We start from the raw sequence: 24165 nt of genomic DNA on the forward strand, positions 1-24165 counted from the left end.
ATAGACATAGGGACGATTATCATAACCGTGGTACCACCCAACTTGCACAGACAACAGCTTATACGCTGTCCATACCGCTTTCGGCAAAATATCGTTTGCCATTCCGCTTGGCATTACCCAAGTACTCCAGAGTGTAATTCGCAGCCCTTGTATGTATCAGGTTCCATCAACCCCTGACTTTCTGTAACAGGGACAAAGCCGCTACTGCGCTCTATCAACGTAATTCATGTATTCAATTTATAGCCAGTATAGCCGAACGTTAATATGATTGCAAGGGCAAGTAAGCAAACTTAAGATAGAACATCAGATCAGTGCTTGCTCCAAACTTATAAAGTCATCATGTTCAACTTCCCGTGATCATATTCATATGGCTAAAACCATTGTTAAAGACGCTCACCTCCTGGTTTCAGCCTCTCCAGCTCCTGTCGTTTACCCGTCTTATGCCAATGTAAGTATGGATTACCGATCTGTTGGAAAGCCTTCTCAACACTTCGTTCCAGTTCTTGCATCACTTCGCCCGTATAGTTCAAGTGTATCTGTTTATTATCCACACCATGCTGTTCCAGCAATTCTACATGCGCCGCCGTAAAAATGATATCCCCCAGCAGCCAGTAGATGACTTCATCCGTCTGGTTCAACCGTTTCTCCAGCATGACAATACCCCGTTCGTATATACGAACAACATACACATCATTTTCGGTCTCAATATATGGAACGCCTTCCCATTTAAAGGCGTCAAACAATCGATTGACATACTTTTCCAACTGTTCCCTGTGGAAGGATGTCCGCTCAAGCAACTGTAATAACGTTTTTGCAATCTCTGGTTTGCTTTGTATATCCGTCATGAAATCACCCACCTAAAAAAGTCACACACGTCTATTGTGCTTGGCATGATAATGAAAAAGCTGCCAAATGGCAGCCTCTTCCCAGCATTTCTCCAATCAGGTCCCGCAGAACGTCTGATAGGAGGTATTGCACTGAGCAGGCAATTCTGCGTATTCAGCCTGTTCAGGAGAGTGTGCAAACGGGTTTGAAAGCACTGCAAGAAGCTTCTCCATCACACTGAGATCCCCGTGATTCTCTGCTTGTTCCAACGCTTCTTCCACCCGATGATTCCGGGGAATGACCGCCGGGTTGCTGTTTCTCATCAATTGTTGTGATGCTTCTTTTCCTTCCTGCTGTCTGCCCAATCTTGCCGTACGCCGCTCATTCCACTGCTCAAACTCTGGAGTTTCCAACAACAGTGAGCCCTTGAGCGGTGTGTCAAAGGTCAGCGCCACGAACGTATTCGTGTAATCGGCAATATGCTTCTCCATCAATTCAAGAAGATCCCTGATTAGCGCTTCATCCTCAGCCTCTTCATTAAACAAGCCCAACTTGCTCCGCATGCCCGAAAGCCAGTAGTGGTGATACAACTCAGAGAATTGTGCAATGGCATCCTGGGCGATTTGAACGGCCTGTTCTTCATCCTCATGCAGCAGTGGCAGAAGCGTCTCGGCAAACCGAGCCAGATTCCAGCCACCAATATACGGTTGATTGCCATAGGCATACCGGCCTTGTGTGTCAATGGAGCTAAATACCGTCGCTGGATTATAAGCATCCATAAAAGCACAAGGACCATAATCGATTGTTTCACCACTAATCGCCATGTTATCCGTATTCATTACACCATGAATAAAACCAACATGTTGCCACTTGGCAATAAGTGATGCCTGTCGCTTAATCTCTTCCTGAAGCAGCAGGAGGTAACGATTGTCGGCTTCGGCGATATCCGAAAAATGCTGTTGCAGTGTGTAGTCAGCCAAAGCTTTGAGATCATCGATTGATCCCCATCTGGCAGCGTATTGGAAGGTTGCTACACGCAAATGGCTTGAAGCCACTCTCGTCAGGATTGCACCAGGTCGTTCTGTTTCACGTATAATGTTTTCTCCAGTCGAAACGACTGCCAAACTTCGCGTGGTTGGAATGCCCAGTGCATGCATCGCTTCACTAATAATATACTCCCGCAGCATTGGCCCAACGGCAGCACGTCCATCACCTCCGCGAGAGTAAGGGGTTCTTCCCGAACCTTTGAGCTGGATATCCACTCGCTCGCCTTGCGGCGTAAGCTGTTCTCCCAGCAGCAAAGCCCGTCCATCACCAAGCATGTTAAAATTGCCAAACTGGTGACCCGCATATGCCTGAGCCAGAGGCTCGGCTCCTTCCGGAATCAGGTTACCTGCGAAGACCTCCGCTCCTTCAGCACTATTGAGAGCCTCAGCATTTAATCCCAAGCTGGTAGCAAGTGATGTATTGAAGATGATCATCTTTGGTGATTGAACAGGTACCGCTCCCTGCTTTGTAAAAAAAACCTGTGGCAAATGCGCATAACTATTGTCAAAATGCCATCCTTTTTTCTGTGTTTCTTGTTGCATGGTGATCACAACTCCTTTTCTGTAACTAGGGTACATCCCTGGTTTTATTTTAGCCTTGTGAACCAATGCTCATTTATGTAGTCGCATGGAAATTCAACAGAAAGAACATGTAACATGTTCATGATGAAACTTTAGCATATTTATATCCCTTTTGCATTCATCCTAACAGTAACTTTCGTGATTTTTACGATGACTGTTGAATAGCCCCACCCAATATTGTTTCCCAATCCCAATCATACTAAAAACCCAAGAGGTTTCTTTGGTGAATGAGTCAGAATCCGTCATTCCACCGCAGTTGAAACCGCCTTGGGTCCATTCTTGTGAGTCACAAGCCTGTAAATAAAACTAAATTAAGTATGTGCTTCTTGGGCCTGAACGGGCTGTACCGGCAGACTCTCCTTTTTAAATCCGAGGTTAAAGAAAACATTGAGCAGGATAGCGCACAGACTACCTGTAATAATGCCATCACCGACAATAATGCGAATACTTTGAGGCAGCTGGGCAAATAGATCAGGTACAGCTGTTACACCAAGACCAAGGGAAACCGAACAAGCAACGATCAACAGATTGGATTGCTTGCTGAAATCCACATGTTGCAGCATTTTAATCCCGGATGAGACCACCATGCCGAACAGAACCACCGTTGCCCCTCCAAGCACCGCGCTGGGGATAATCGTTGCAAATGCCGCAACTTTGGGGATGAGCCCGAGAAATATCAGGATGCCTCCGGCCGCAACAACCACATTGGTCGTTTTCACCTTGGAGAGCTGAACCAAACCGACATTCTGGGCAAATGTGTTATACGGAAAGGCATTGAAAATACCGCCAAGGACAAACGCCAACCCTTCCGCACGATACCCTCGTGCCAGATCCTTTTCGTTAATCGGTTGATCACAGATTTTGCTTAGAGCCATAAATACACCTGTCGACTCAATAATAACAACCGTACCTACGATAATCATTGTAATAATAGGGCCCAGTTCGAAGGTAGGCCATCCAAAATAAAACGGCTGCGGCAAGTGAAACCAGGAGGCTCCCTGCACGGAAGCGAAATTGACTTTCCCCATGAGAGCAGCAACAAGGGTACCCACAATAATGCCGAGGAGAACTGCGAGGGATCTAGCAAAACCGCGAGCATAGAGATTTAGTATGAGAATAAAAAGTAACACACCGAATGAAAGCGCCAAGTTATCCAGACTTCCGAAATTCTCGCTGTTTGCTCCGCCCGCCATGTTCTTGATACCCGTCGGAATCAGCGCCAGACCGATAATGGTTACCACCGTGCCGATTACGACAGGAGGAAACAGTTTGACGATTTTACTGAAGAAGACAGCACATATGACGATGAATATCCCTGCTGCGATAATGGAACCGTAAATGGCAGGTATCCCGTATTGTGAGCCAATCGCAATCATGGGTGTCACGGCAACAAATGAGCTTCCCAAAACCGCCGGCAATCCAATCCCCAGATACTTTCCTTTGCGTGCCTGAAGCCAGGTTGCAACCCCACAGGTTAACAAGTCAATGGATACCAGATACGCGAGCTGTTCAGCAGTCAGATTTAGCGCCCTTCCCACAAGCAGCGGAACCAAAATGGCCCCGGCATACATCGCCAATACGTGCTGAATTCCCAGTGAAAAAATCCTCATTCTCTTGGTTTCTCTCATCCCAACCTGCCCCCTGTAATTTAGAATCCAGTTACCGCTGCAAATCATGTTATGTTGATTCACATTATATAAACAATTGGGGGAAGTTCCATGATTCATAACATAAGATTGTTGGAGGATATAAAGAGAATCGATGTTTTTGGGCATGTTATACAAAGTGAAAGTAGCTCACGCTCATTTCATGTCATGTTAAATTACACGTAAAGGGTGACACAGTGTTCCAGCAGGATTAAAAAGAGGCAGAAATGGTTCGCTCCATGACAGGGGCCAACATTCCTACCTCAAAACATTTATTCTATCACACGACAATCCGCTAATATTTCCGGTTTGTATCGCATACTGTCTGATTCAGTGATTTTACGAATGACTCTGCACGGTACACCTGCCGCAAAAGAGTTCTCCGGGATATCCTGCGTCACGACGCTGCCTGCCCCAATTACGCATCCGTCTCCAATTGTTACCCCACCGCATACAGTTACGTTAGCAGATAACCATACATCGTTTCCAATAGTGACAGGCTTGGCGTAACAAAGAGATTTGGGTGTACCGTGTTGATCCAACATCTGCCGGCGCTCCGAAGCGATGAAGGGATGAATTGGCGTAACAATGGTCACATTGGGCCCAAAACTCGTATGATTACCAATGGTGACTTTCGCATCATCCTGAACGGTGAGATTGTAGTTGCCAAAGAAATAATCACCGATTTCGGTATGCACTCCATAATGAAAGAAAATCGGTCCTTGCATGAAGCAGCCCTGTCCTTTTCGACCAAGCAGCTCCTTCAATAACAATTCTCGTTCCTCGACCTGATCCTCAAATGTACGGCTATATTGATTGCTTAGTTTATGCGAACGCCGTTTCAGCGCTTTCAATTCTGAATCACTCGGACTAAATAAAATCCCCTTCAATATGCGTTCTTCTTCAGTCATATTTTCAGCTCCTGTTATCCTTTTTTGACATTCAGTATGATTCCGATCATATAAATATTATTTCGTAACTGCATAAATCTAGAACAGGTCCATCATTTTTTGAATCGTAATAAGAACTCCATTCTCTTGATTAGATTTGGTAATGAAACTTGCCGCTTTTTTAGTATTTTCACAGGCATTACTAACCGCAAAGCTATATTTAGCAATGGCCATCAGTTCCACATCATTCTCTCCATCCCCAAATGACATTGTTTCTTCGGCTGTTACGCCCAACATTTCTTGCAGTTTTTTTACCGTCTCGCCTTTATGTGTGTGCAGTTCCGTAATATCAAGCCATCTCGCTTCTGAATCCACGATGTAGATTTGTCCATCCAGCGTTAATTCAACATGCTTTCTCAGTGCACTACTCCTCTCTTCAGGATCATACACCGTAATTTTAATGAGCGGGCTATCGATTTCTGAGAAGGAACCGATTTTAATGACATGTTCATAGGAGCCTTTAATAACGTTGTACATGTCTTCAGGGATGGAAGAATGCACATATGCAGCATTGCTCGCGCATACAATTATGGTCATGTTATCAGCGAACCGCTGAATCTCTTCTATAGCGCTCAGAGCGATATCCCGCTCGATGCTGAATTCCTTCACAACCTTTCCGTCCTTCTTGATTCGGGCAGCACTGTCTCCAAGAATCCAGATTCCCTTTCCGTGCTCCCCGAACAATTTCTCCACACGCTCACATTGTTTTCCCGTACATGCAGCAAAAATAATTCCTTTCTTCTGCATTTGTTCATGCACATCAGTAAAAAGCTTGGTATCGAACAAACCCCGGTTGTTGAGAAAAGTACCGTCTAAATCAGTAACAACAAGTTTAATCATAAATAGTTCCTCCAATTAGTGGCTGCCAGAATGTAGTGTCATTTATTCCACCCCATACCGCCCTCTCAAATAAGTTCAGAAGTAAGAAGAATATATATATACTTTATAATGTTTATTTATAAAGTGTCTATAAAATAATGTAGTGAGAGGCACGCTTTGTCAATCCCAGGGAGCCGATCTACTACAACATCATTGTATTTCATGTAACTGGTTCCATGTCAACACCATCTCTCTTATCAATGTTTAGGTAGTGAGATCAACTTATCTGATATTCATCAGTAAACCTTTGTCCTAAAGAGGTGTAAAATGTTGCATTTACAACATATAAAAACTGATTTATTATATAGAAAAGTGCTTATTGGAAAGGATGTAACGCTCTGGCATGAATCGCATTATACATAGATCACCTAGAATTGTTGACTTTTGGACCGGAATTATCCTTCTATCCCTGGGCATCTCATTAACCATAACAGCCGGGCTTGGCGTCTCTCCTTTTGATGCCTTGTTGGTGGGGTTATCCGTGCATGTGGGGCTTACTGTAGGAAGTTGGGAGATTTTGCTTGCCCTGATCATGATTTTTCTCAATGCTGTCCTCATTAGACAGAAACCTGAATTCAAGGGATTGCTTACTGCTTTTGCAACAGGTTTGTGTATCGATACCTGGCTCTGGGTTATTGGACACTGGCTTCAGGTAGGACACTTTGTCAACTTCATTTATTTTATTGTCGGCATGCTTGTTTCCGGATGGGGTACAGCTATGTATCTACGTGCTCGCTTTGCTCGTATACCCGTCGATCATCTAATGGTCATCATTCAGCTCTTAACGAAAAAAAGTGTGATGTACTCCAGAACGTTGATCTATATTGTTTTTTTGATTCTCGCCTTTTTGTTTCAAGGGCCCATTGGGATCGGAACCGTATTGACTGTATGTTTCGGTGGAGCCATCCTTCATTTTTTCATGGGAAGATTGAATCGTAATAACGTCATTACAGCCCAGAAATCATAGAAATATTGCATATCCAAATGGATTTGTGTCAGCATCTGGACCACCATTTGGACCTTACTCAAAATAATAAAAGTCGCCTATTGGCGACTTCGATTGTGACGCTATTTATGTCTCCGGCTTTCGGCACCCAGAAACCAACTTTTAGATCGGGTAGTCGACTACGATCACATTTTCCACCCAACCTTCGAGCGAAGCTACGAATGCCTGATGGGCAGGATGGGGACCGTAGGAACGCAAAGCTTCCTGATCTGTAAAAGTAACTCTTAGTCCAAGTGTATAACCTTGAATATTATCGGTCTCCTCAGTCACGTTAATTCCCGCAGTCAATGCTGTGATTCCCGGAATCTCTTCCCTCAGGGACAATAATTGATTCACCAATTCTTGCTGCTTCTCAGGTGTAATTTTATCGTTGAATTTAAATACAACCAAATGTTCGAACATTTCTTCATTCCTCCTGTCTACATTTCTTAAGTGTTTTGCCTATTTCTTCAAAGCTCTGCTCTGAACATGATGCAGCAGCTTCTGCAGCCAGGTGATATCCTTCTGAATGGAGTGGTAGGCATGATCTTTCATTAATGACAATGTTTCTTTCAAATCCACCTCGAACTCTTCAATCTCTGGTCTATCACGTTCAATATAAGCAATTCTTTTTTCAAGTTTACGAAGAATATCCTCAATCAGATATGCAATCTTGTGTAAGTCCACCTTATCCAGATTGACCAGCGCTGCATAGAGGGATTGCACGTTCGTGAATTTTTGAAAAGCCGCATAGATCCTCTCTTGCAAGGCATCTCGTCCTTTTTCAGTAATACCATAAGTTGTTTTATCTGGTCGATTATCGGTTTGTATAATTTCGATTTTCTCGATCAGGCCCTTCTTCAGCAATACTTCAAAATTATAATAAATCGTGCCTTCCGTTACTTTGGCATCGGTTTGATCCAGATGTTTAAGAATTCTCTTCTTAATATCATAGGGATGGCACTGTTCCTCGCTTAACGTTCCAAGTATAAAAATTTGAATCGACATGTGACTGCCCCCATTTCTGCTAATCCAGAGGGCGAGTACAGTGAAGCACAACGAACCGGCCCTCTCTCTCTATTTTAAACCATAACAGACTGTTGTACAGTCTCCTTCACAGCATCGGTTTGGCGGGCACTTTTGAACTGATGAATTACGATGTTGATTGCCAATGCTGCAAGACCAACCAACGCCAAACCCATTCCGTAATCCGAGGTTTTCCCCCCACCAAAGAGTATATTGTAGTCCAGATGAGTCGAATAGAACATCGGTGTGATATGGCTCATGAATTTGAAATATCCTGGCATCATCTCGGGAGGCATGGTTGTGCCATTAGCAATCGTCTGACTGAGCAGAATCGGCAAGTTAATCAGCATGCCTCCCTGACCCAGCAGCATGATAAAGATACTTGTAAATTCAATGCAAACGAACAGCTAAACGCTGTGTAGTAACCATAGTTTCATAAATGTCTCCATCCCATACCCTTGAACCATAAAATATATGCCTATGGCAATCAGTGGAGCGATCAGTGAGATGAGCAGATTAACCAGACGAAGGGAGAAAAAAGCCTTCCATTTTCCCATCTGTTGTTGCAATGATCTTAATCCGCCCACACTTTGCATGGAATAGATCATCGCTCCTACATAGAGTGCCATGGTGATAAACATCGGGGCCATTTGATTTTGCATTCCTGCTGGTTGCGGATTGGTCATAACCAGATTGGAGGAAACTTTCCCCATCGCGGCTTCCACAATCTGTTTGGATTGATCCGCAGGAACCTGCATACTGTTTAGCACACCCTCGAAGCTCTGGGATTGAACTTGCGCTTGAAGTCCGGCTGTGATTTCTGTGGAGACCGTTTTCATCATGCTTGTAACGGTTGTTGGATTCGATTCATCAATCAAATTTCTATTTATTATACTTGAATTAAAGTATTCTGGTTTGTTATATTTGTCAACAAGGATAGTTTAAAGAAGATAGATATCATGGCCCGCTCCCTATCTGCTATCCGATCAAGCAGGACCTCATGATCAGATTCACCCAATCTTCGAACCAAGGAGGCGTAAGGAATGAGCAACCCGATTATTTCTTTATCCGAAATGACCGACTTTGAGTCCAAGGAAGACGAATTCAGTCCTCACCATTGGTATCGCCACATGCTGAAGCAAGACCCTGTCGTTTATAATGAAGCGTCCGATTCATGGCATGTATTTGGGTATGATCTTGTGAAAACGGTCCTTAATGACCATGAGCATTTCTCCAGTGAACGCCAAAGAACCATTGTTAATGTAGGGTATATCAGCGAGGATGATAACAACAACGAAGGGGAACATCATATCCCGGATCGATTGGATATTCATAATGTGGACCCACCGGAACATCGTAAACGGAGATCATTACTTGCCAACGCATTTACGCCAAGAAGCTTGCGGTTGTGGGAACCACGGATTCAGGCACTTGCCGAACAACTGGTAGCCAAGTTTGCTGATCAACCTGTCGTGGATATCGTCGAGGCATATACGAGCGTATTCCCCGTCATGATCATGTCAGATCTGCTGGGCGTTCCCTCGAAGGATCATCATTTGTTCAAGGAATGGGTTAACCAGCTCTTTCTGCCCTCCACCCATGCCACCTTTGCTGAAATTAACGAAATGAAAAAAACGGCCGGAGAAGAATATTTCAAATACCTGTATCCTGTCGTTGTCGCCAAAAGATTAAATCCGGGAGAAGATATCATATCTGATCTCATCCGGGCAGAGGTAGATGGCGACCACTTTTCAGATGAAGAGATCGTACGGACAACGATGTTTATATTGGGTGCTGGTGTGGAAACGACGAGTATCCTGCTCGCCAATTCGTTCTATGCCATGTTGTATGACCAACCAGGAGTCTATGCTGAGTTAAGAAAAAATCCCGAGCTGATTCCGAACGCGGTGGAAGAGATGCTAAGATACCGTTTCAACATCAGCAAGATGGATCGTATGGTCAAAAAAGACAACAACCTGCTGGGGATTGATCTCAAAAAAGGAGATGCCATTGTTGCATGGATGAGTGCAGCCAATGTGGATGAACGCGTATTTGAAGATCCATTCACATTCAATATTCATCGTTCCAACAATAACAAACAGATTTCTTTTGGGTATGGCACACACTTCTGTCTTGGCGCACCACTTGCCCGGTTAGAGGCCAAAATCGCACTCTCTACCTTCATTCAGACCTTCTCACGCATTGAGAACGTGGAGGGATTTATTCTGGAGGACAACCTTGTTCCAGCTGCCGTCGGACAATCCTTAAATCATTTGCCGCTTAAACTATATAAATAATGCAATCCTGTAGAATTTTCTTATAGATAACAAAAAAAGAGCAGATCATCTGCTCTTTTTCTATGGCGTTATTTATTCAGTATTCCGGCCCCGTTCAACAGAAAAGGAACTACCTGATCAGCCAACTCAGCCGGGGATTGCTGTCTTTCTTCCAAATTCCAGCGATACGTCACCCCATAGATGGACCAGCTTAGCATAGTTGCCAAATAAGCTTTTACACCAGAAGCGCTTGCCACATTGCATTAAGAGCTTGTTGGTCGGGCTTCATTGAAACCAATGTGCCCCAATGCCTTGAAGGCAGCGGGTACGTTGGTGTTATATGCGTTTCCACCTATGACGGAGAGAGCAATATCATCCAAGAAAGTTCCTTCTTTTCATATTATAATGGCATTAACTTACCAGAAGGAAGGTGCAGCAGGTGACTCGCGAAGTGCGAACCGTTGTGTTTGATCCCGATCTGCAGCTTGAAGCCTATCAATTTGAAGGCATTATGCAGAAATTCCCCAATCACTTTCATGACTATTACGTCATTGGTTTTATTGAGCAAGGTAAACGACATCTCGTATGTAATAACGAAGAATATCTCCTGAACACAGGAGACATGATTATTTTTAATCCGCATGATCCCCATGCCTGCGAACAGGTGGACGGCAGAACCCTGGATTATCGCTGCATCAACATTCAGCCTGAAATCATGCGCCAATATGTACAGGAAATTACCGGACAAGATTACTTGCCCCGATTTACTTCCCCTGTCCTCTACCAGAGTGAACATGTTGCTTCCTTACATGAGCTTCATCAGATGATTTTGGAAGAGCAATCCGACTTCTACAAAGAAGAGTTATTACTCTTTCTGCTGGAACAGCTGCTAAGAGAGTATGCGGATGCTGAACCACCCGTTTCCGCCCAGGACGTCACCATCGAGATCAGACGCATATGCGAGTACATAGAGTCTCATTACATGGAGAGTATTACGTTGATCCAATTGGTGGAGTTAACAGGATTAAGCAAATACCATCTGTTGCGTTTATTCACTCGCCAAAAAGGAATATCTCCCTACCGCTACCTGGAAACGATTCGCATAAATCAGGCCAAACGGTTACTGGAACAAGGACAGCTCCCGATTGAGGTCGCAGCGCAAACAGGATTTAGCGATCAGAGTCATTTTACGAATTTTTTCAAAAAGCTGATCGGCTTGACACCCAAGCAATACAGACGCATTTTCAACCATGATGTGGAATCAAAACGCTCCGCCAATGAGATGTCATGACAGATCCGAACAAAATCTCCACCGGACATCTGCTGGCCTTGCTTACAATCCTGATCTGGGGAACAACGTTCATCTCCACCAAGGTTCTGCTGATTGACTTTACGCCTGTTGAAATTCTGTTTTTTCGTTTCCTGATTGGCTATATGGTACTGCTCCTGATCTATCCGCGTTCAATGCGAATGACGTCTTTCAGAGAAGAAGGGCTGTTTATCGGGGCTGGATTATGCGGGGTCACGTTATATTTTCTCATTGAAAATATTGCACTGGTGTACACACTTGCTTCCAATGTAGGCATTATTGTCTCCATTGCCCCTTTCTTCACTGCGGTCCTTGCACATTTCTTCCTGGATGGAGAGAGAATGCACAGGCGGTTTATTGTGGGCTTCGGCATTGCCTTGACCGGCATCATCCTGATTGGACTCAACGGCAGTGTCATTCTGCAACTGAATCCGCTGGGAGACCTGCTCGCTTTCGTGGCACCTGCTGTATGGGCGATATACTCTGTACTCATGCGAAAAATTGGTAAACTTCCGTATCACACCATCGGTGCTACACGCAAAGTATTCTTTTATGGACTATTATTCATGCTGCCAGCCTTGTTCCTATTTGAATTTCACTTCGATCTCGGACGCTTCGCGAACATAGCCAACCTCTCAAACCTTCTTTTTCTCGGGCTGGGTGCTTCGGCCTTATGTTTTGTAACCTGGAACCGGGCAGTGAATCTGCTGGGAGCCGTCAAAACAAGTGTCTACATTTATTTGGTACCTGTCATTACCGTGATTGCTTCCGCTCTGATTCTGCACGAGCGAATTACCTGGATAACACTGCTTGGAACGTTGCTAACGTTACTCGGATCGTTTGTTTCAGAGAAGAAAGTACGAAGCAAAAAACACCTTAACCTGTTAGACTAGCCCATTGAACTTTTCAACAAAAAGAGGCATTGAATCCACGATGGATTAGTGCCTCTCTTCATTGTGCCAGGGACATGATTTGAATTCAATTCTTAGTCCAACATGGACAAAAGGTGTTCCAATTCCTGCTCCTCCAGATGTCTCCATTGTCCACGTTCCATTCCATCCAGTGTAACATTCATAATGCGGATGCGCTCCAGCTTGAGTACTCTGTAACCCAGGGCTTTGCACATTCTGCGGATTTGCAAATTAAGCCCCTGAGTCAATATGATACGAAATACGTTCTCGCTCTGCTTGTACACCTCACACGGCTTTGTCACCACATCCAGAATCTCTACTCCTTGCGACATCGCCCGAACGAATTGTTCTGTCACGGGTTTGTCTACGGTCACCACATATTCCTTCTCGTGGTTATGCTCTGAACGCATCATCTTGTTCACAATATCTCCGTCGTTCGTAAGCAAAATCAAACCCTCTGACGCTTTGTCCAGTCTGCCGATGGCAAAAATGCGCGATGGATAATTCACATACTCAATGATGTTTCCCTCCACCTGTTTCGCTGCTGTGCAGACAATACCCATCGGTTTATTAAGCGCTAGGTAAACAGGCTCACTATCGTCATGAGGAATTTCCTTGCCATCAATGAGCACGATATCCTCTGACTCAACATCCGCTCCTTTTTCGCATACTTCGCCATTGATCGTAATACGCCCGGCTGCAATTAATCGGTTAGTTTCCCGGCGGGAACAGTATCCCGTTTCACTTATGTATTTGTTAATGCGCATGTTTCACCACTTCTCATCTGTAATATTACCGCCGTTTCATTAGCGAGTTCATATCCTCATGTAATTTACTTCGTACAATAGGTCAGTACCTTGTACTGATTTTCATCCCACATCATCTCACTTATATTGAAACGAAGCAATGAATTGTTATACGAAAGTCATCGGAAATGCAAATTGAATTTTGAAATATATCGACTCCAGAGATCACAAATCAGCCCAGCGACTACGTTCTTTCTCACTTCTCACTTCTATCACTCTCCGTCTTTTCGGTTGGAACCCATGCTCAGGAAGACTTTCCTCCAGTAAACTTTGTACTCCAATGCAAATATTATGGAATACATCATTTGTTCTCCTTCACCCCATTCGACACGAAATCGTTTTAGGGTGAACATTGTGTGAGTAAGATCATACATTCGTCAAAGTTTAACATTATTTTACAATAAAAAGCATGTACAATTGCATAATTATGGTATAAGTTATATATCAAAGAAACATTTATTACAAAATATAAAATTTATATCCATCTTAGGAGGACAACTCATGAGAAGAATTTTCGCTTTAAGCTGCGGTTTCTATCTGTTAATCGGTATAACCAGCGTTGTGCTCGGTGCACTTCTACCCGTTTTATTGACACATTATGAGCGTGGTTACAGTGATGGCGGATTTTTGTTATTTTTGCAATTCCTCGGTTTTCTTGTCGGGGTGCTCGTCGCTCCTTCCATGACTGCCCGCATCGGTCGAAAATCCATGCTGACCATTGCACTGATCTGTATTGTGGCGGCTTATGCTGTTCTCGGATTTTTACCATCCTGGAGCGTGGTTCTTCTTCTCACCATTCTCGTTGGCTTTGGCTCAGGCATCATTGAACCCTCCGTTGGTGCATTCACGATAGAATTTACTGAAAATCAAAAAGCAGTCGCAATGTCCAAGCTTGATGTGTTTTTTGCTCTGGGCGCACTCCTCATTCCAGCAGTTGCCGCCTTATACATTTGGCTGGACCTGTGGCATCTCACGTTTTATACCGTTTCCGCGTTATCCCTTATTCTCATGCTATTATGGGTGACCATGCCCACCTCAGCCGCTTCTTATCTGAAACAAGCCGGTGAAAATACAGCTTCACATGCTGCAGGCAGAGCCAGGTATTCCAGAAAACATCTGGGATTGCTAACGATATTCGTTATCTTTTTCTTCATCTATATGGGGCTGGAGCTAGGGCTGATGAACTTCCTGCCTTCTATCCTTGTGGAACGATTGCAGCTGCAGGAGTCTGTCGCTTCATTGAGTGTGTCCATTCTATGGATTGCGATGATAATCGGCCGTCTTTTCTCTGGAAAAATTTCAGAAGCCGTTAACTATATGCCTTTCCTGATCTGGAGTACGGTGGGTACACTTCTGTTCGCAGTCGCCATGGTGTTCGTGACAGGGCAATGGGCAACGTACTTACTGATCTTCGGAACTGGATTATTCATGTCAGGGCTCTTCTGCATCGCACTGGTCTATGCCAACCTTTTAATTCCCGGCATGACCGAGAGAACAACCAGCATCCTGATTGCATCGGGCGGTATTGGTGGTGCCATCTTGCAGTATGTAACGGGTTGGAGCATGAGCGCATGGCCTGTAGTGAATACAATTTGGATCCTAGCCGGATTTTGTCTGATACTGCTCTTCACCCTCATTCTCTCTCAGCTCTGGAACGTCAGGAATAGCACCGTAAGTGGGACTCTCGCACATCCAAGCAAAGAGATCTAAACGCTGCTTCTTGAGAGGGGTGATGCCTGCGTAATCCGGGATTTTTGATCTTCGTCAGGCTAGAACATTACATTTTATGGAGGGAATCGTATGCAAACTTTAACCAAAAACCGTTTCAGAACCGGACAAGGGATTAAGTTGATTGACGATGCAGGCGTTGAGTATCTGGATGGTGTATCCGGTACATTCAATCTTTCACTGGGCTACAATCACCCGCATGTCGTGAGCAAAATTCAGGAACAAGTCGGCAATCTGACGCATATGTCTTCCTCCTTCACAGAACCGTATGTGGATGAAGTGCTCGATCATCTGATTGAATATGCTCCAAACGACATTAATGCCGGATGGATGCGGGATATTACGGGCTCAACAGCCAATGAATGTGCCACCAAAATTGCACAAAAATACACGCAATCCACAGACATTATCAGCCTGTATCTGTCCCATCACGGGCAGACCCAATTTGCAACCGGGATTTCGGGAAATGCCTTCCGGCGGAAACGGTTTCCAAATTCGGCTGTTCCCAACTCTGTTCATGTACCTGCACCATACTGCTATCGCTGCCCATTCAAATCTTCAAGCGGAGACTGCGGATATCAATGTGTTGAAGCTATCTCCGATGCCATAGAATATGCGAGCTCCGGCTCAGTCGCCTGCATGATCATTGAACCGATCCTCGGCAATGGCGGCAATATTATCCCTCCTGCGGGATACTTCAAACGCCTGCGTAAACTGTGCGATGAGTACAACATCATTCTTATTGCCGACGAAGTGCAGACCGGGATCGGACGTACCGGGTACATGTTCGCCAGTGAACTGTTCGATATTCAGCCGGATATGATTACCCTCGCCAAAGGTCTTGGCGGAATCGGTGTACCTGTTGCTGCGGTATTGATGCAGTCCCGATTGAATGTGCTGGAGAAGCATGAACATTCCTTCACCTCAGGAAGCAATCTGATCTCCGTTACCGCTGCCAAGTCTACCCTGGAGGTTGTATCCGAACCCGGATTTCTGGATGACGTAAAACGCAAAGGTGAAATTTTGGGCGGATTGCTGCAGGATTTGGCGATGAAGTACCCAAGCATTGGTGAAGCTCGCGGGGTCGGACTGATGTGGGGCCTGGAAATGGTCGGTGACAATAACGAACCGGATACGGATAAAACCAACGCCATTATCGACCGTGCCTTCACGGATGAACGCCTGATTTTAAGAGGATCACGTTACGGCTTCGGAAACGTCGTTAAGGTCAGACCATCACTTACCACAACCGAAGACGAATTGGTTGAAATTGTAGAGCGACTGGACTCGGTGCTTGCCAGCGTTAATTAGTACGTAATTCATATTATTATAAGGAGGTTTTAACATGTTAGCATTGGTATACAAATCGGCATGGGATGTAGCGCTTGAGGAGCGGCCTGTTCCTGAAATCACAAGAGACAATCAGGTGTTGGTTCGAATTCGGGCGACTGGAGTATGCGGTACCGACCTCGGTATTGTCAGCGGTAAATATCATGCGGTTCCTTCCGTCATTCTTGGTCATGAGTCTGCCGGGGAAGTCATTGCCGTGGGCTCTGCTGTAACGACACTGCAGCCGGGCGACCGGGTTGTCATTGACCCTACCTATTATTGCGGACAATGTGACATGTGCAGAACAGGCAGACAAAACCATTGCACACATAAGTCGGTTACGGAGACAGGTGTGAGTGCTGACGGTACATTTACGGACTATTATGTAACTGAGGATCGCTTTTTGTACAAATTGAAGGACCATGTGAGCTATGAGGAAGCGACCCTGACTGAACCGCTGAGCTGCATGCTTACGGGCATTAATCAGATTCATCTGCTGCCGAATTTCAGAACAATTATTCTCGGTGCGGGCCCGATTGGCATTCTATACAGCTACGCTCTCGCTTCCAAAGGCGTAACAGGCTGTCTCGTCGACATCTCCGAAGAACGCCTGGCTATTGCAGGGTCGATTGCACCGGAACGCTGGGAGGTTCATTCATCCTTTGAAAATGCGATAGAATCGCTGGCACCCACAACCAATCAGGTTGATATGATTGTGGATACGACAGGCGTCGTAGGCACACAGGTGCTTTCGCAGCTCGCCAGCGGCGGTTATCTCATGCTGGTCGGTCTGAGAGATGGGAACACATCCTTCAATCCCAAGGAAGTTGTAGACCGCAGCCTGAAAATCATTGGCTCCATCGACTCCCTGGGCACATTCGCAACAGCACATTACATGATTGAGCAGCAGATCATTCCGGCGAAAAAAATCATCACCCATTCCTTCCCGTTGGAGGATTACGAAGAGGCGTTCCGCACACTCGGCTGCGATATTCAGGGACGCACACTTCAAGCCTCTTCCCATGCCATCAAAGTGGTGCTGCAGTCGAGCGATTCCAGTTACTAATGTGGAATGTTCGCCATGATTGAGATAAATTAGAGATAATTGCTTAGAATCCTGGAGGAGGAATACAACATGGTAGCAAATAAGGAGTTTGGCGGATTGGGAGAGGCGAATGATGGCATCATTCAAGCGGTCATTTTTGACATGGATGGCGTACTGATTGACAGCGAACCGATTTATTTCGAGATTGAGCGCAACTCCTTTGCCCATTTTGGCGCAATGATGACAGAGGCAGAACATCACACCTATGTTGGAGTTACACTGGAATCAATGTGGCGGCAAGTATTGGACAAGCACCAGTTGACGGCTACCGTAGAAGAAGCCCTCGCCTACCATCAACATAATGTGATGCAGACGATGCTGGCCCATCCGAAGCTGACGGCCATGCCTTTCGTGGAACGCTGGTTAAGCTGGCTGCATGAGCAGCACATTCCGATAGCCGTTGCTTCTTCATCTCCACGTGCACTGATTGATCTAATCATGGACAAGACCGGACTTGGAAAATACTTTGAGGTACGAATGACAGGTGAAGAAGTCGCTCACGGAAAGCCAGCACCGGATATTTTTCTGACCACAGCTGAAATGATCGGGGTATCCCCATCGAACTGTCTTGTGATCGAGGACTCGCGCAATGGCGTCCAGGCTGCCAAAAGTGCAGGCATGCACTGTATCGGATATCACAATCCGGGATCAGGCAATCAGGACTTGTCCAAAGCCGATCTTCAGATCTCCAGTTATGATGAGTTATGGACCCTTAAGGATACGCTGCCGTTTGAAGGCAGATCACCAATTTTGACGAAGAACTGAGACAAACTAAATAACCCAAACGGCTTCAATTCATTGAATTGGAGCTGTTTGGGCTTTGCTTGCTGCAAGTTTAACGAAGAACGGTTACTCAGGTGATCATTTTAAACCGAAATATCCAGACTGCCACCCAGATTGGGATGAGGAGCCGGAACCGACTTTAACATTTCTGTTAGTTGCTGACCTTGCTGCTCTGCCATGTCTTTCGACATGGACATAACTTGCAAACTCGCCGACTGCGCCACTGAGACCTGACTCATGGCCATTGATAATGCTGCAATATCCATATTCTGTACTCCTCTCGTTTTCTAGTAAATAGACATACTTAATTTATATCGGTTAGATGGGAGGAATTATGTAATTCACTCCTTTATCTTCTAATGCTCAACCATTTTCCTAAAAACAAACAATATGAAATATTTGTATGTTACAATACACTATTTGAGGAGGTTTTTTTATGAACGGGAAAAAATTTGTTATGCTTTTTACTGTCATTGCCGGACTTTGCATTGGTACCTTTGGTTGTTTTATTTACTGGGTTTTGTCCGAGGTTTAAAACTATATAAACAAACACCTTAACCCAAATATTTCAAATCCCCATCTGTTTCCTTGGCTCTCAGGGTCACTTTGGCTAATAACTGTTCCGGTTGCTGGAAGTCCTCTTTAATCTCCGCCATCATTTCCTTTACCATTTCTTCAAGCTGTGCCAATGTTGTTTCTCTAGGTAAAATACGAGTTCTTGCGATCTCATGCTTACGAAACGAATCGTCGTACGATGGAACGGTTTCCTGCCCGAATGCACTTATTTCCAGCTCAACTTTTATTCCTTCCGACATTTGTTTTCACCTCTTCCACTCGTTTGAGACTGATTAGGACCCAATCAATCCATACTTCACAAAACTGTAGTACAAACCATCTTCTTCAATTGTTCCGGTTATATCATCTGCAATGGCTTTGAGACCTGGCTTGGCATTTCCCATCGCTATCCCTACGTTGCAAAACTCCAGCATCTCAGCATCATTCATGCCATCCCCGATGGCGAGGGTATCTTTACGGGACATACCCAGATGCTCCAACAAATCCGCAATAGCAATGGCTTTATGGATGCCCGGGATCATCAGTTCACCACTGCCTTCACCGAAGATGGGCACGGTGCACTGAATGACTTCGAATTTGCCTTCGAATTCCTGCTTGATCCGGTCGAATGGAATCGTAGAGCTTTCCAGAAAACAAACCTTGTTTACGTCATCCTTGTATAAATCCCCTTCGCCATAAGTCAAACCGGCAATAAACGGATGGGGTTTTTGTTCTTTTTTCGCTCTGGCATGGGGATCATTATGCACATCACCATAGATGCGACGTTCCAGATGAGATTGAAGATTGGCGCTGGCGTACAAGGCCGAATTGGATTCCAGGTAGAAGTCGATCTGATGTTCATTGAAGAAATCGACCATATGCCGAACGTCTTCAGCTGTTACCCTTTTGTGATATAACACATCCTGACCGAACTCAACATATCCTCCACCGGCACCGATCAGACCGTCAAACCCTACGTCCCAAATAGAATCATAGATTTCCGCCTTTGATCGTCCTGTACATAAATAGAGCAGATGTCCATTCTCACGTGCCTGTTTGCACGCCTGTTGTGCAGACACCGGAATGTTGCCGTCATCATCTACCAGTGTGCCATCAATATCTATAAAAACAATCTTTCGATTCGTTGTGCTCATCTGCGTTTGCCCCCATCATGTAGCTTGTCTATGTTATATCAAACCATTTAAAATCCATTAGTTGAAAGAAAATCTTTATAACTGGCCTACTGACTTTTCCATGTGTACGGTTTGCCAGTCATCGTCCTGCTCAGCAATAACCGTATACCCTTGACGTTTCCAGAAACCGACGGCCCCAGGCAAGAAGCGATGCGTATGTAAATACAACGTTGTATAGTGCAGTTCTGCCACCACCTTCTCCAGTTCTCTCACGAGAAGTGAACCGATGCCATATCTGCGATATTTTGAATCCACATAACATTTCACAATTTCGGCTGCAGACTGCTCCGGATATCTTCCAGACAATGCTTCGATGCGCCCATCATACGGCAGAATACCAATGGAACCCACAATCCGATTGTCTTCCATGACGGCAACAAGAAAGATCGCATCGGCTGAATCCAGATAATGTTCTCTGAATTGCTCCAAGTCAGTAGGTATTCTCTCATGATCTATCATTGGAAACACTTCTCTGCGTACACGCATGGCAAAATCAATTGCATCATTCATCAGGTGCTCCTGAATAGCGATCACTCTCGGTTTTATCTGAAACTGTGCCAAAAAACCACATTCCTTATTCATTATATTCGAGTCTGATGACAACTCCATCTACGAACCCATTTAGACGCAGGTTCCCCCTCTGCTTCTCATCTTACCGAATTTAGCCTTCCCTATCAATCTATCTAAGCTACTAACCAAAATAGAAGAAAGCCCGCGCGATCTGATAGGGTCCGCATACTATAAGGCGTGTCATCAATCAAATTCGAGGGGGAAGAACATATGTGGTTATCGCTAGGGATCTCTGCTGCAGTCCTGCTGGCGTTGGGGTTCGTCTATCGCTATGCGGAAGATAAACGTGCAGCCAAGAAGTTTCATCCCCATGCGCCAAAGCAGTTGTTAATTAAGTTCAAGGAAGGTACGACAGCCGACGAGATGCACACGCTGCATAAAAAAGCAAAATGCAGCGTAGCCGAAACGTATGAAGATCTGGGCTGGTATCGCGTCGAATCAAGAAAGAAAATGCACCGTATATTAAAGCATTACAAGAATCATAAGCTTATTGAGCACGCTGAACCCAACTATTATCTTCAGTCATCGTTTACGCCAAATGACCCCTTTTTCCCATACCAATATAACCTGCAAAAAATCAATGCTCCCGCTGCCTGGGATATTTCCCAGAGTAACCGTTCGGTCAAAATCGCGATCATTGATACAGGCGTACAACTGAATCACCCCGAGCTCGCTGGCAAGATCCTGCCTGGTTATGATTACGTTGATTACGACAATATCCCCGAAGATGGTAACGGGCACGGCACACATGTTGCCGGAATCGCCGCTTCCATTACCAACAACGGAGTGGGCATTGCAGGTGCTGCACCGCTTGCTTCCATTGTTCCGCTGCGTGTACTGGATAACAATGGACAAGGTACAACGGGCAACGTCGGAAACGGACTTGTTTACGCGGCCAACAATGGTATTCAAGTCGTTAACCTGAGTCTTGGCGGGCCTACGGGAGAAGCCTTTCTACAGGCTGCCGTGCAGTATGCATGGGATCGTGGCGCTGTCATCATCGCAGCAGCAGGTAATGATAATACTTCGTATCCGATTGTGCCCGCGTCTTATCCCAACGTCATTGCAGTAGCTTCAACCAATCCTTCCGACCTCAAATCCAATTTCTCCAATTATGGATCCTGGGTAGATATGGCTGCGCCAGGGGATACCATCTTGTCCACATATCTGGGTGGCTCTTATGCTTATCTTAGTGGAACGTCCATGGCTGCTCCCCATGTAGCGGGAGTAGCGGCTCTGCTGGCTGCACAGGGCAAAACGAATGCTCAGATTCGGGATGCATTATGCTTCGCTTCGGACCCTGTATCAGGCTCCGGGATCTACTGGACGTATGGGCGACTGAATGCCTATCAAAGTCTGCAAGTCCCATAACACAATTACAAATCACTCGTAATGGCATGGATCATCCCCACTTCCATTTCTCACGAATAAAAAAATCAAAAAAACCATGGGGCTTCTATCGAAGCTCCATGGTTTAAATAAGTTTATTTGGTTCTACACTTTTGCTGCCCAAATTTCGATTTCAATTTTAATTTCGGGTAAACCTAACTCCGTAATATATCCAATTGTCATCGCAGGATAATCATGACTGAATAATTGTCCCCACTCAGCGTATAAGAAATCCCACTCGATTTTCTCCGTCGCCCATACGTTAACTTTGATAATATGTTCAGCATCTAAATGCCCAGATTCGAGTACTGTTTTAATATTATTGAATGTATTCGTGACTTGCTCATTCAAACTGCCAGGAATGTGTCCCCAACGATCTGCTCCAATTTGACCCGACGTCACGAACAACTCTGCATTCCTCGGAATTCTTGTAATATGCGTGTACTGTCCTACAGGAGCTGGCATATTAGCTGGATTTTTTCTAGTAATTTTATCGGTTTTCATGTCGATTACCTCGTCATTCTTAAGATTTTTCTGCGATATCCCCTAGTATTCTTCCTAATTTGGGCACACTTCTCCCTTGGAATAGATTCTAGAAAAAGACAGCAGTGGAGTATCCATATCCCGGAGATATAAACGCAAGTGATTTTTTCTTCATGATTGGATGCTCCTCCCTTCTTAAGTGACAAGATTCTCTTGATCTCTTCATTATAGATATGAAACGAATTATGAGTCAAATTCATCCATCATAAGCAAAGAGCAATCCCGTTTGAACGAGACTGCTCTTTGTATATTCGAAAGGATTACACCTAGAGTTAAAAATATTGCGCCCCATTATTGGCGATAACCTCTTTGTACCAATGGAAACTTTTCTTTTTCACTCTGCGAAGTGTGCCCGTTCCATCATTGTTTCGGTCTACATAAATGTAGCCGTACCGTTTCTTCATCTCCCCAGTACCTGCGCTGACCAGATCAATGGGTCCCCAACTGGTGTAGCCCAGAAGCTCAACTCCATCCTGAATGGCCTCAGCCATCTCGGCAAAATGACGATTCAGATAATCAATGCGGTAGTCATCTTCAACGGTGTCATTGTCCAGCAATACATCCGTAGCACCAAGTCCGTTTTCCACAATAAACAACGGTTTACCGTAGCGGTCATACAGCTGGTTACATGTAATACGAAGTCCTTTGGGATCAATCGTCCATCCCCACTCCGATGCTTGAAGATAAGGGTTCTTCACCGAGCCAAATACATTGCCTTCCGTCGAATCCTTTAAAATCTCTGGATCCGCGCTTGTACAGCGACTGGCATAATAACTGAAACCAATGTAGTCGACCGTATTTTGCAAGAGAATATGTTCATCTTCTGGCAGCATATCAATCAGGATCTCATGTTCTCTGAAGAAACGCTTGGTATAACCTGGATAAGCTCCCTTGGACTGAACATCGATGAAGAAGAAGGATTCCCGATCCTGCTCCATCGCTTTCCATACGTCATCCGGATTGGATGTGTAAGGGTAGACCATCCCAGCAGCAAGCATACAACCGATCTGAGCACCGGGGATGATTTCATGACAAGCCTTAACGACAAGCGCACTTGCCACCAGTTCATGATGGGCTGCCTGATAGAGAACCTGGTCTTTATTCTCGCCTTCCTGAAGAACAATACCCGCACCGATATATGGTAGATGCAGCAGCATGTTGATCTCATTAAACGTCATCCAATACTTCACTTTGTCTTTGTAACGATTGAACAGCGTCTTTGCATAAGTCTCGAAAAATCCAATCATCTTGCGGTTTTTCCAACCGCCGTAAGTCTCGACCAGATGCACGGGAACATCAAAATGACAGATAGTGACCACAGGTTCAATATTATATTTTAATAATTCTTCGAAGACGTCATCGTAAAATTGCAATCCTGCCTCATTCGGCTCAACATCATCACCATTTGGGAATATCCGTGCCCAGGCAATCGACATTCTGAAACACTTGAATCCCATTTCCGCGAATAAAGCAATGTCTTCTTTATACCGATGGTAAAAATCAATTGCTTCATGGGAAGGGTAGAACTCCCCCGCTTTCGGGTCATAAGAATCTAGCTTTCCCATCGCAATAGGGAATCGATTGGCACCTGTTGGAATCAGGTCAACCGTAGTTAACCCTTTACCTCCTTCAAGATAGGCTCCCTCAAGCTGATTCGCTGCCGTTGCTCCTCCCCAGAGAAAATTCTCCGGGAAGGCTGTTAATTTTTCAAACATCGGCTGTTCCTCCT

General features: G+C 45.0%; 26 protein-coding genes and 1 other annotated feature. Of the genes, 9 read left to right on the forward strand and 17 right to left on the reverse strand.

What is annotated here, in order from left to right:
• Window positions 1–5 precede the first annotated feature (5 nt).
• Window positions 6–227: a binding site (T-box leader), on the reverse strand.
• Window positions 228–383: 156 nt separating this feature from the next.
• The 5 genes from QP794_RS28755 to QP794_RS28775 all read right to left on the reverse strand — a co-directional run bounded on the left by QP794_RS28755 (window position 384) and on the right by QP794_RS28775 (window position 5889).
• Window positions 384–845: an Imm63 family immunity protein gene (locus tag QP794_RS28755; protein WP_285080126.1), complete on the reverse strand. Its 462-nt coding sequence runs from the start codon at window positions 843–845 to the stop codon at window positions 384–386.
• 96 nt (window positions 846–941) lie between these two features.
• Window positions 942–2414, reverse strand: a complete 1473-nt coding sequence (locus QP794_RS28760; RefSeq protein WP_285080127.1) for a protein adenylyltransferase SelO — start codon at window positions 2412–2414, stop codon at window positions 942–944.
• A gap of 350 nt (window positions 2415–2764) precedes the next feature.
• A complete protein-coding gene (locus QP794_RS28765) occupies window positions 2765–4081 on the reverse strand; it encodes a nucleobase:cation symporter-2 family protein (RefSeq protein ID WP_285080128.1) in 1317 nt (438 codons plus the stop codon).
• Between the two features lie 290 nt (window positions 4082–4371).
• A complete protein-coding gene (locus QP794_RS28770) occupies window positions 4372–5010 on the reverse strand; it encodes a sugar O-acetyltransferase (RefSeq protein WP_285080129.1) in 639 nt (212 codons plus the stop codon).
• Window positions 5011–5088: 78 nt separating this feature from the next.
• A complete protein-coding gene (locus QP794_RS28775; protein WP_285080130.1) occupies window positions 5089–5889 on the reverse strand; it encodes an HAD-IIB family hydrolase in 801 nt (266 codons plus the stop codon).
• Window positions 5890–6271: 382 nt separating this feature from the next.
• On the opposite strand from QP794_RS28775, the gene QP794_RS28780 reads away from it, so the two are divergent.
• Window positions 6272–6895, forward strand: a complete 624-nt coding sequence (locus QP794_RS28780; RefSeq protein ID WP_285080131.1) for a YczE/YyaS/YitT family protein — start codon at window positions 6272–6274, stop codon at window positions 6893–6895.
• Window positions 6896–7036: 141 nt separating this feature from the next.
• Here the strand turns inward: QP794_RS28780 and QP794_RS28785 are convergent, their stop codons facing one another.
• The 4 genes from QP794_RS28785 to QP794_RS28800 all read right to left on the reverse strand — a co-directional run bounded on the left by QP794_RS28785 (window position 7037) and on the right by QP794_RS28800 (window position 8781).
• Complete coding sequence (locus tag QP794_RS28785) at window positions 7037–7336, reverse strand: Dabb family protein (RefSeq protein WP_285080132.1); 300 nt, start codon at window positions 7334–7336, stop codon at window positions 7037–7039.
• Between the two features lie 39 nt (window positions 7337–7375).
• Entirely contained in the window at window positions 7376–7921 is a 546-nt protein-coding gene (locus tag QP794_RS28790) for a PadR family transcriptional regulator (RefSeq protein WP_285080133.1), read from the reverse strand.
• Between the two features lie 74 nt (window positions 7922–7995).
• The gene (locus tag QP794_RS28795; protein WP_285080134.1) at window positions 7996–8310 is read right to left on the reverse strand and encodes a hypothetical protein; all 315 of its coding nucleotides are present in this window, start codon (window positions 8308–8310) and stop codon (window positions 7996–7998) included.
• 36 nt (window positions 8311–8346) lie between these two features.
• A complete protein-coding gene (locus QP794_RS28800) occupies window positions 8347–8781 on the reverse strand; it encodes a hypothetical protein (RefSeq protein WP_285080135.1) in 435 nt (144 codons plus the stop codon).
• 201 nt (window positions 8782–8982) lie between these two features.
• Here QP794_RS28800 and QP794_RS28805 point away from each other — a divergent pair, with 201 nt between their 5' ends.
• Window positions 8983–10236, forward strand: coding sequence for a cytochrome P450 (locus QP794_RS28805; RefSeq protein WP_285080136.1), 1254 nt, complete (start codon window positions 8983–8985; stop codon window positions 10234–10236).
• A 68-nt stretch (window positions 10237–10304) separates the two neighbouring features.
• On the opposite strand, the gene QP794_RS28810 is transcribed toward QP794_RS28805, so the two are convergent.
• Window positions 10305–10472, reverse strand: coding sequence for a hypothetical protein (locus QP794_RS28810; protein WP_285080137.1), 168 nt, complete (start codon window positions 10470–10472; stop codon window positions 10305–10307).
• Between the two features lie 182 nt (window positions 10473–10654).
• Between QP794_RS28810 and QP794_RS28815 the strand changes: the two genes are divergently transcribed.
• Window positions 10655–11506 carry an AraC family ligand binding domain-containing protein gene (locus QP794_RS28815; RefSeq protein WP_285080138.1) on the forward strand — a complete coding sequence of 284 codons (852 nt, stop codon included), beginning with the start codon at window positions 10655–10657 and terminating at the stop codon, window positions 11504–11506.
• Window positions 11503–12417, forward strand: a complete 915-nt coding sequence (locus tag QP794_RS28820) for a DMT family transporter (RefSeq protein WP_285080139.1) — start codon at window positions 11503–11505, stop codon at window positions 12415–12417. The genes QP794_RS28815 and QP794_RS28820 overlap by 4 nt, the downstream gene beginning before the upstream one ends.
• A 92-nt stretch (window positions 12418–12509) precedes the next feature.
• Here QP794_RS28820 and QP794_RS28825 read toward each other — a convergent pair whose 3' ends face one another.
• The gene (locus QP794_RS28825; protein WP_285080140.1) at window positions 12510–13202 is read right to left on the reverse strand and encodes a pseudouridine synthase; all 693 of its coding nucleotides are present in this window, start codon (window positions 13200–13202) and stop codon (window positions 12510–12512) included.
• Between the two features lie 540 nt (window positions 13203–13742).
• On the opposite strand from QP794_RS28825, the gene QP794_RS28830 reads away from it, so the two are divergent.
• From QP794_RS28830 to QP794_RS28845, 4 genes are all read left to right on the forward strand, one after another.
• Window positions 13743–14951, forward strand: a complete 1209-nt coding sequence (locus tag QP794_RS28830) for an MFS transporter (RefSeq protein ID WP_285080141.1) — start codon at window positions 13743–13745, stop codon at window positions 14949–14951.
• A gap of 90 nt (window positions 14952–15041) precedes the next feature.
• Window positions 15042–16280, forward strand: a complete 1239-nt coding sequence (locus QP794_RS28835) for an aspartate aminotransferase family protein (RefSeq protein ID WP_094937283.1) — start codon at window positions 15042–15044, stop codon at window positions 16278–16280.
• Between the two features lie 34 nt (window positions 16281–16314).
• Complete coding sequence (locus QP794_RS28840; protein WP_285080142.1) at window positions 16315–17364, forward strand: zinc-dependent alcohol dehydrogenase; 1050 nt, start codon at window positions 16315–16317, stop codon at window positions 17362–17364.
• A gap of 69 nt (window positions 17365–17433) precedes the next feature.
• Window positions 17434–18168, forward strand: coding sequence for an HAD family hydrolase (locus QP794_RS28845; RefSeq protein WP_285080143.1), 735 nt, complete (start codon window positions 17434–17436; stop codon window positions 18166–18168).
• A 101-nt stretch (window positions 18169–18269) separates the two neighbouring features.
• Here the strand turns inward: QP794_RS28845 and QP794_RS28850 are convergent, their stop codons facing one another.
• From QP794_RS28850 to QP794_RS28865, 4 genes are all read right to left on the reverse strand, one after another.
• Window positions 18270–18452 (reverse strand): YjfB family protein, encoded by a 183-nt coding sequence (locus QP794_RS28850; RefSeq protein ID WP_024630505.1) that lies wholly within the window; start codon window positions 18450–18452, stop codon window positions 18270–18272.
• A gap of 288 nt (window positions 18453–18740) precedes the next feature.
• Complete coding sequence (locus QP794_RS28855) at window positions 18741–19001, reverse strand: hypothetical protein (RefSeq protein ID WP_024630506.1); 261 nt, start codon at window positions 18999–19001, stop codon at window positions 18741–18743.
• Window positions 19002–19034: 33 nt separating this feature from the next.
• A complete protein-coding gene (locus tag QP794_RS28860) occupies window positions 19035–19895 on the reverse strand; it encodes a Cof-type HAD-IIB family hydrolase (protein ID WP_285080144.1) in 861 nt (286 codons plus the stop codon).
• 75 nt (window positions 19896–19970) lie between these two features.
• The gene (locus QP794_RS28865; protein WP_285080145.1) at window positions 19971–20516 is read right to left on the reverse strand and encodes a GNAT family N-acetyltransferase; all 546 of its coding nucleotides are present in this window, start codon (window positions 20514–20516) and stop codon (window positions 19971–19973) included.
• 198 nt (window positions 20517–20714) lie between these two features.
• Here QP794_RS28865 and QP794_RS28870 point away from each other — a divergent pair, with 198 nt between their 5' ends.
• A complete protein-coding gene (locus QP794_RS28870; protein ID WP_285080146.1) occupies window positions 20715–21875 on the forward strand; it encodes a S8 family peptidase in 1161 nt (386 codons plus the stop codon).
• 123 nt (window positions 21876–21998) lie between these two features.
• On the opposite strand, the gene QP794_RS28875 is transcribed toward QP794_RS28870, so the two are convergent.
• Window positions 21999–22397: a RidA family protein gene (locus QP794_RS28875; RefSeq protein ID WP_285080147.1), complete on the reverse strand. Its 399-nt coding sequence runs from the start codon at window positions 22395–22397 to the stop codon at window positions 21999–22001.
• Between the two features lie 311 nt (window positions 22398–22708).
• Complete coding sequence (locus tag QP794_RS28880; protein ID WP_285080148.1) at window positions 22709–24151, reverse strand: 6-phospho-beta-glucosidase; 1443 nt, start codon at window positions 24149–24151, stop codon at window positions 22709–22711.
• Between the last annotated feature and the right edge of the window lie 14 nt (window positions 24152–24165).

This window comes from Paenibacillus sp. UMB7766-LJ446, from assembly GCF_030226665.1.
Lineage (GTDB): Bacteria > Bacillota > Bacilli > Paenibacillales > Paenibacillaceae > Paenibacillus > Paenibacillus vandeheii.

Coding starts and splice junctions, on each gene's coding strand:
- QP794_RS28880 (WP_285080148.1), bottom strand. CDS start 24,151: ATGTTTGAAAAATTAACAGCCTTCCCGGAGAATTTTCTCTGGGGAGGA.
- QP794_RS28790 (WP_285080133.1), bottom strand. CDS start 7,921: ATGTCGATTCAAATTTTTATACTTGGAACGTTAAGCGAGGAACAGTGC.
- QP794_RS28775 (WP_285080130.1), bottom strand. CDS start 5,889: ATGATTAAACTTGTTGTTACTGATTTAGACGGTACTTTTCTCAACAAC.
- QP794_RS28855 (WP_024630506.1), bottom strand. CDS start 19,001: ATGTCGGAAGGAATAAAAGTTGAGCTGGAAATAAGTGCATTCGGGCAG.
- QP794_RS28805 (WP_285080136.1), top strand. CDS start 8,983: ATGAGCAACCCGATTATTTCTTTATCCGAAATGACCGACTTTGAGTCC.
- QP794_RS28800 (WP_285080135.1), bottom strand. CDS start 8,781: ATGATGAAAACGGTCTCCACAGAAATCACAGCCGGACTTCAAGCGCAA.
- QP794_RS28845 (WP_285080143.1), top strand. CDS start 17,434: ATGGTAGCAAATAAGGAGTTTGGCGGATTGGGAGAGGCGAATGATGGC.
- QP794_RS28820 (WP_285080139.1), top strand. CDS start 11,503: ATGACAGATCCGAACAAAATCTCCACCGGACATCTGCTGGCCTTGCTT.
- QP794_RS28835 (WP_094937283.1), top strand. CDS start 15,042: ATGCAAACTTTAACCAAAAACCGTTTCAGAACCGGACAAGGGATTAAG.
- QP794_RS28770 (WP_285080129.1), bottom strand. CDS start 5,010: ATGACTGAAGAAGAACGCATATTGAAGGGGATTTTATTTAGTCCGAGT.
- QP794_RS28860 (WP_285080144.1), bottom strand. CDS start 19,895: ATGAGCACAACGAATCGAAAGATTGTTTTTATAGATATTGATGGCACA.
- QP794_RS28850 (WP_024630505.1), bottom strand. CDS start 18,452: ATGGATATTGCAGCATTATCAATGGCCATGAGTCAGGTCTCAGTGGCG.
- QP794_RS28760 (WP_285080127.1), bottom strand. CDS start 2,414: ATGCAACAAGAAACACAGAAAAAAGGATGGCATTTTGACAATAGTTAT.
- QP794_RS28755 (WP_285080126.1), bottom strand. CDS start 845: ATGACGGATATACAAAGCAAACCAGAGATTGCAAAAACGTTATTACAG.
- QP794_RS28840 (WP_285080142.1), top strand. CDS start 16,315: ATGTTAGCATTGGTATACAAATCGGCATGGGATGTAGCGCTTGAGGAG.
- QP794_RS28865 (WP_285080145.1), bottom strand. CDS start 20,516: ATGAATAAGGAATGTGGTTTTTTGGCACAGTTTCAGATAAAACCGAGA.
- QP794_RS28765 (WP_285080128.1), bottom strand. CDS start 4,081: ATGAGAGAAACCAAGAGAATGAGGATTTTTTCACTGGGAATTCAGCAC.
- QP794_RS28780 (WP_285080131.1), top strand. CDS start 6,272: ATGAATCGCATTATACATAGATCACCTAGAATTGTTGACTTTTGGACC.
- QP794_RS28875 (WP_285080147.1), bottom strand. CDS start 22,397: ATGAAAACCGATAAAATTACTAGAAAAAATCCAGCTAATATGCCAGCT.
- QP794_RS28785 (WP_285080132.1), bottom strand. CDS start 7,336: ATGTTCGAACATTTGGTTGTATTTAAATTCAACGATAAAATTACACCT.
- QP794_RS28825 (WP_285080140.1), bottom strand. CDS start 13,202: ATGCGCATTAACAAATACATAAGTGAAACGGGATACTGTTCCCGCCGG.
- QP794_RS28830 (WP_285080141.1), top strand. CDS start 13,743: ATGAGAAGAATTTTCGCTTTAAGCTGCGGTTTCTATCTGTTAATCGGT.
- QP794_RS28795 (WP_285080134.1), bottom strand. CDS start 8,310: ATGCTGCTGGGTCAGGGAGGCATGCTGATTAACTTGCCGATTCTGCTC.
- QP794_RS28870 (WP_285080146.1), top strand. CDS start 20,715: ATGTGGTTATCGCTAGGGATCTCTGCTGCAGTCCTGCTGGCGTTGGGG.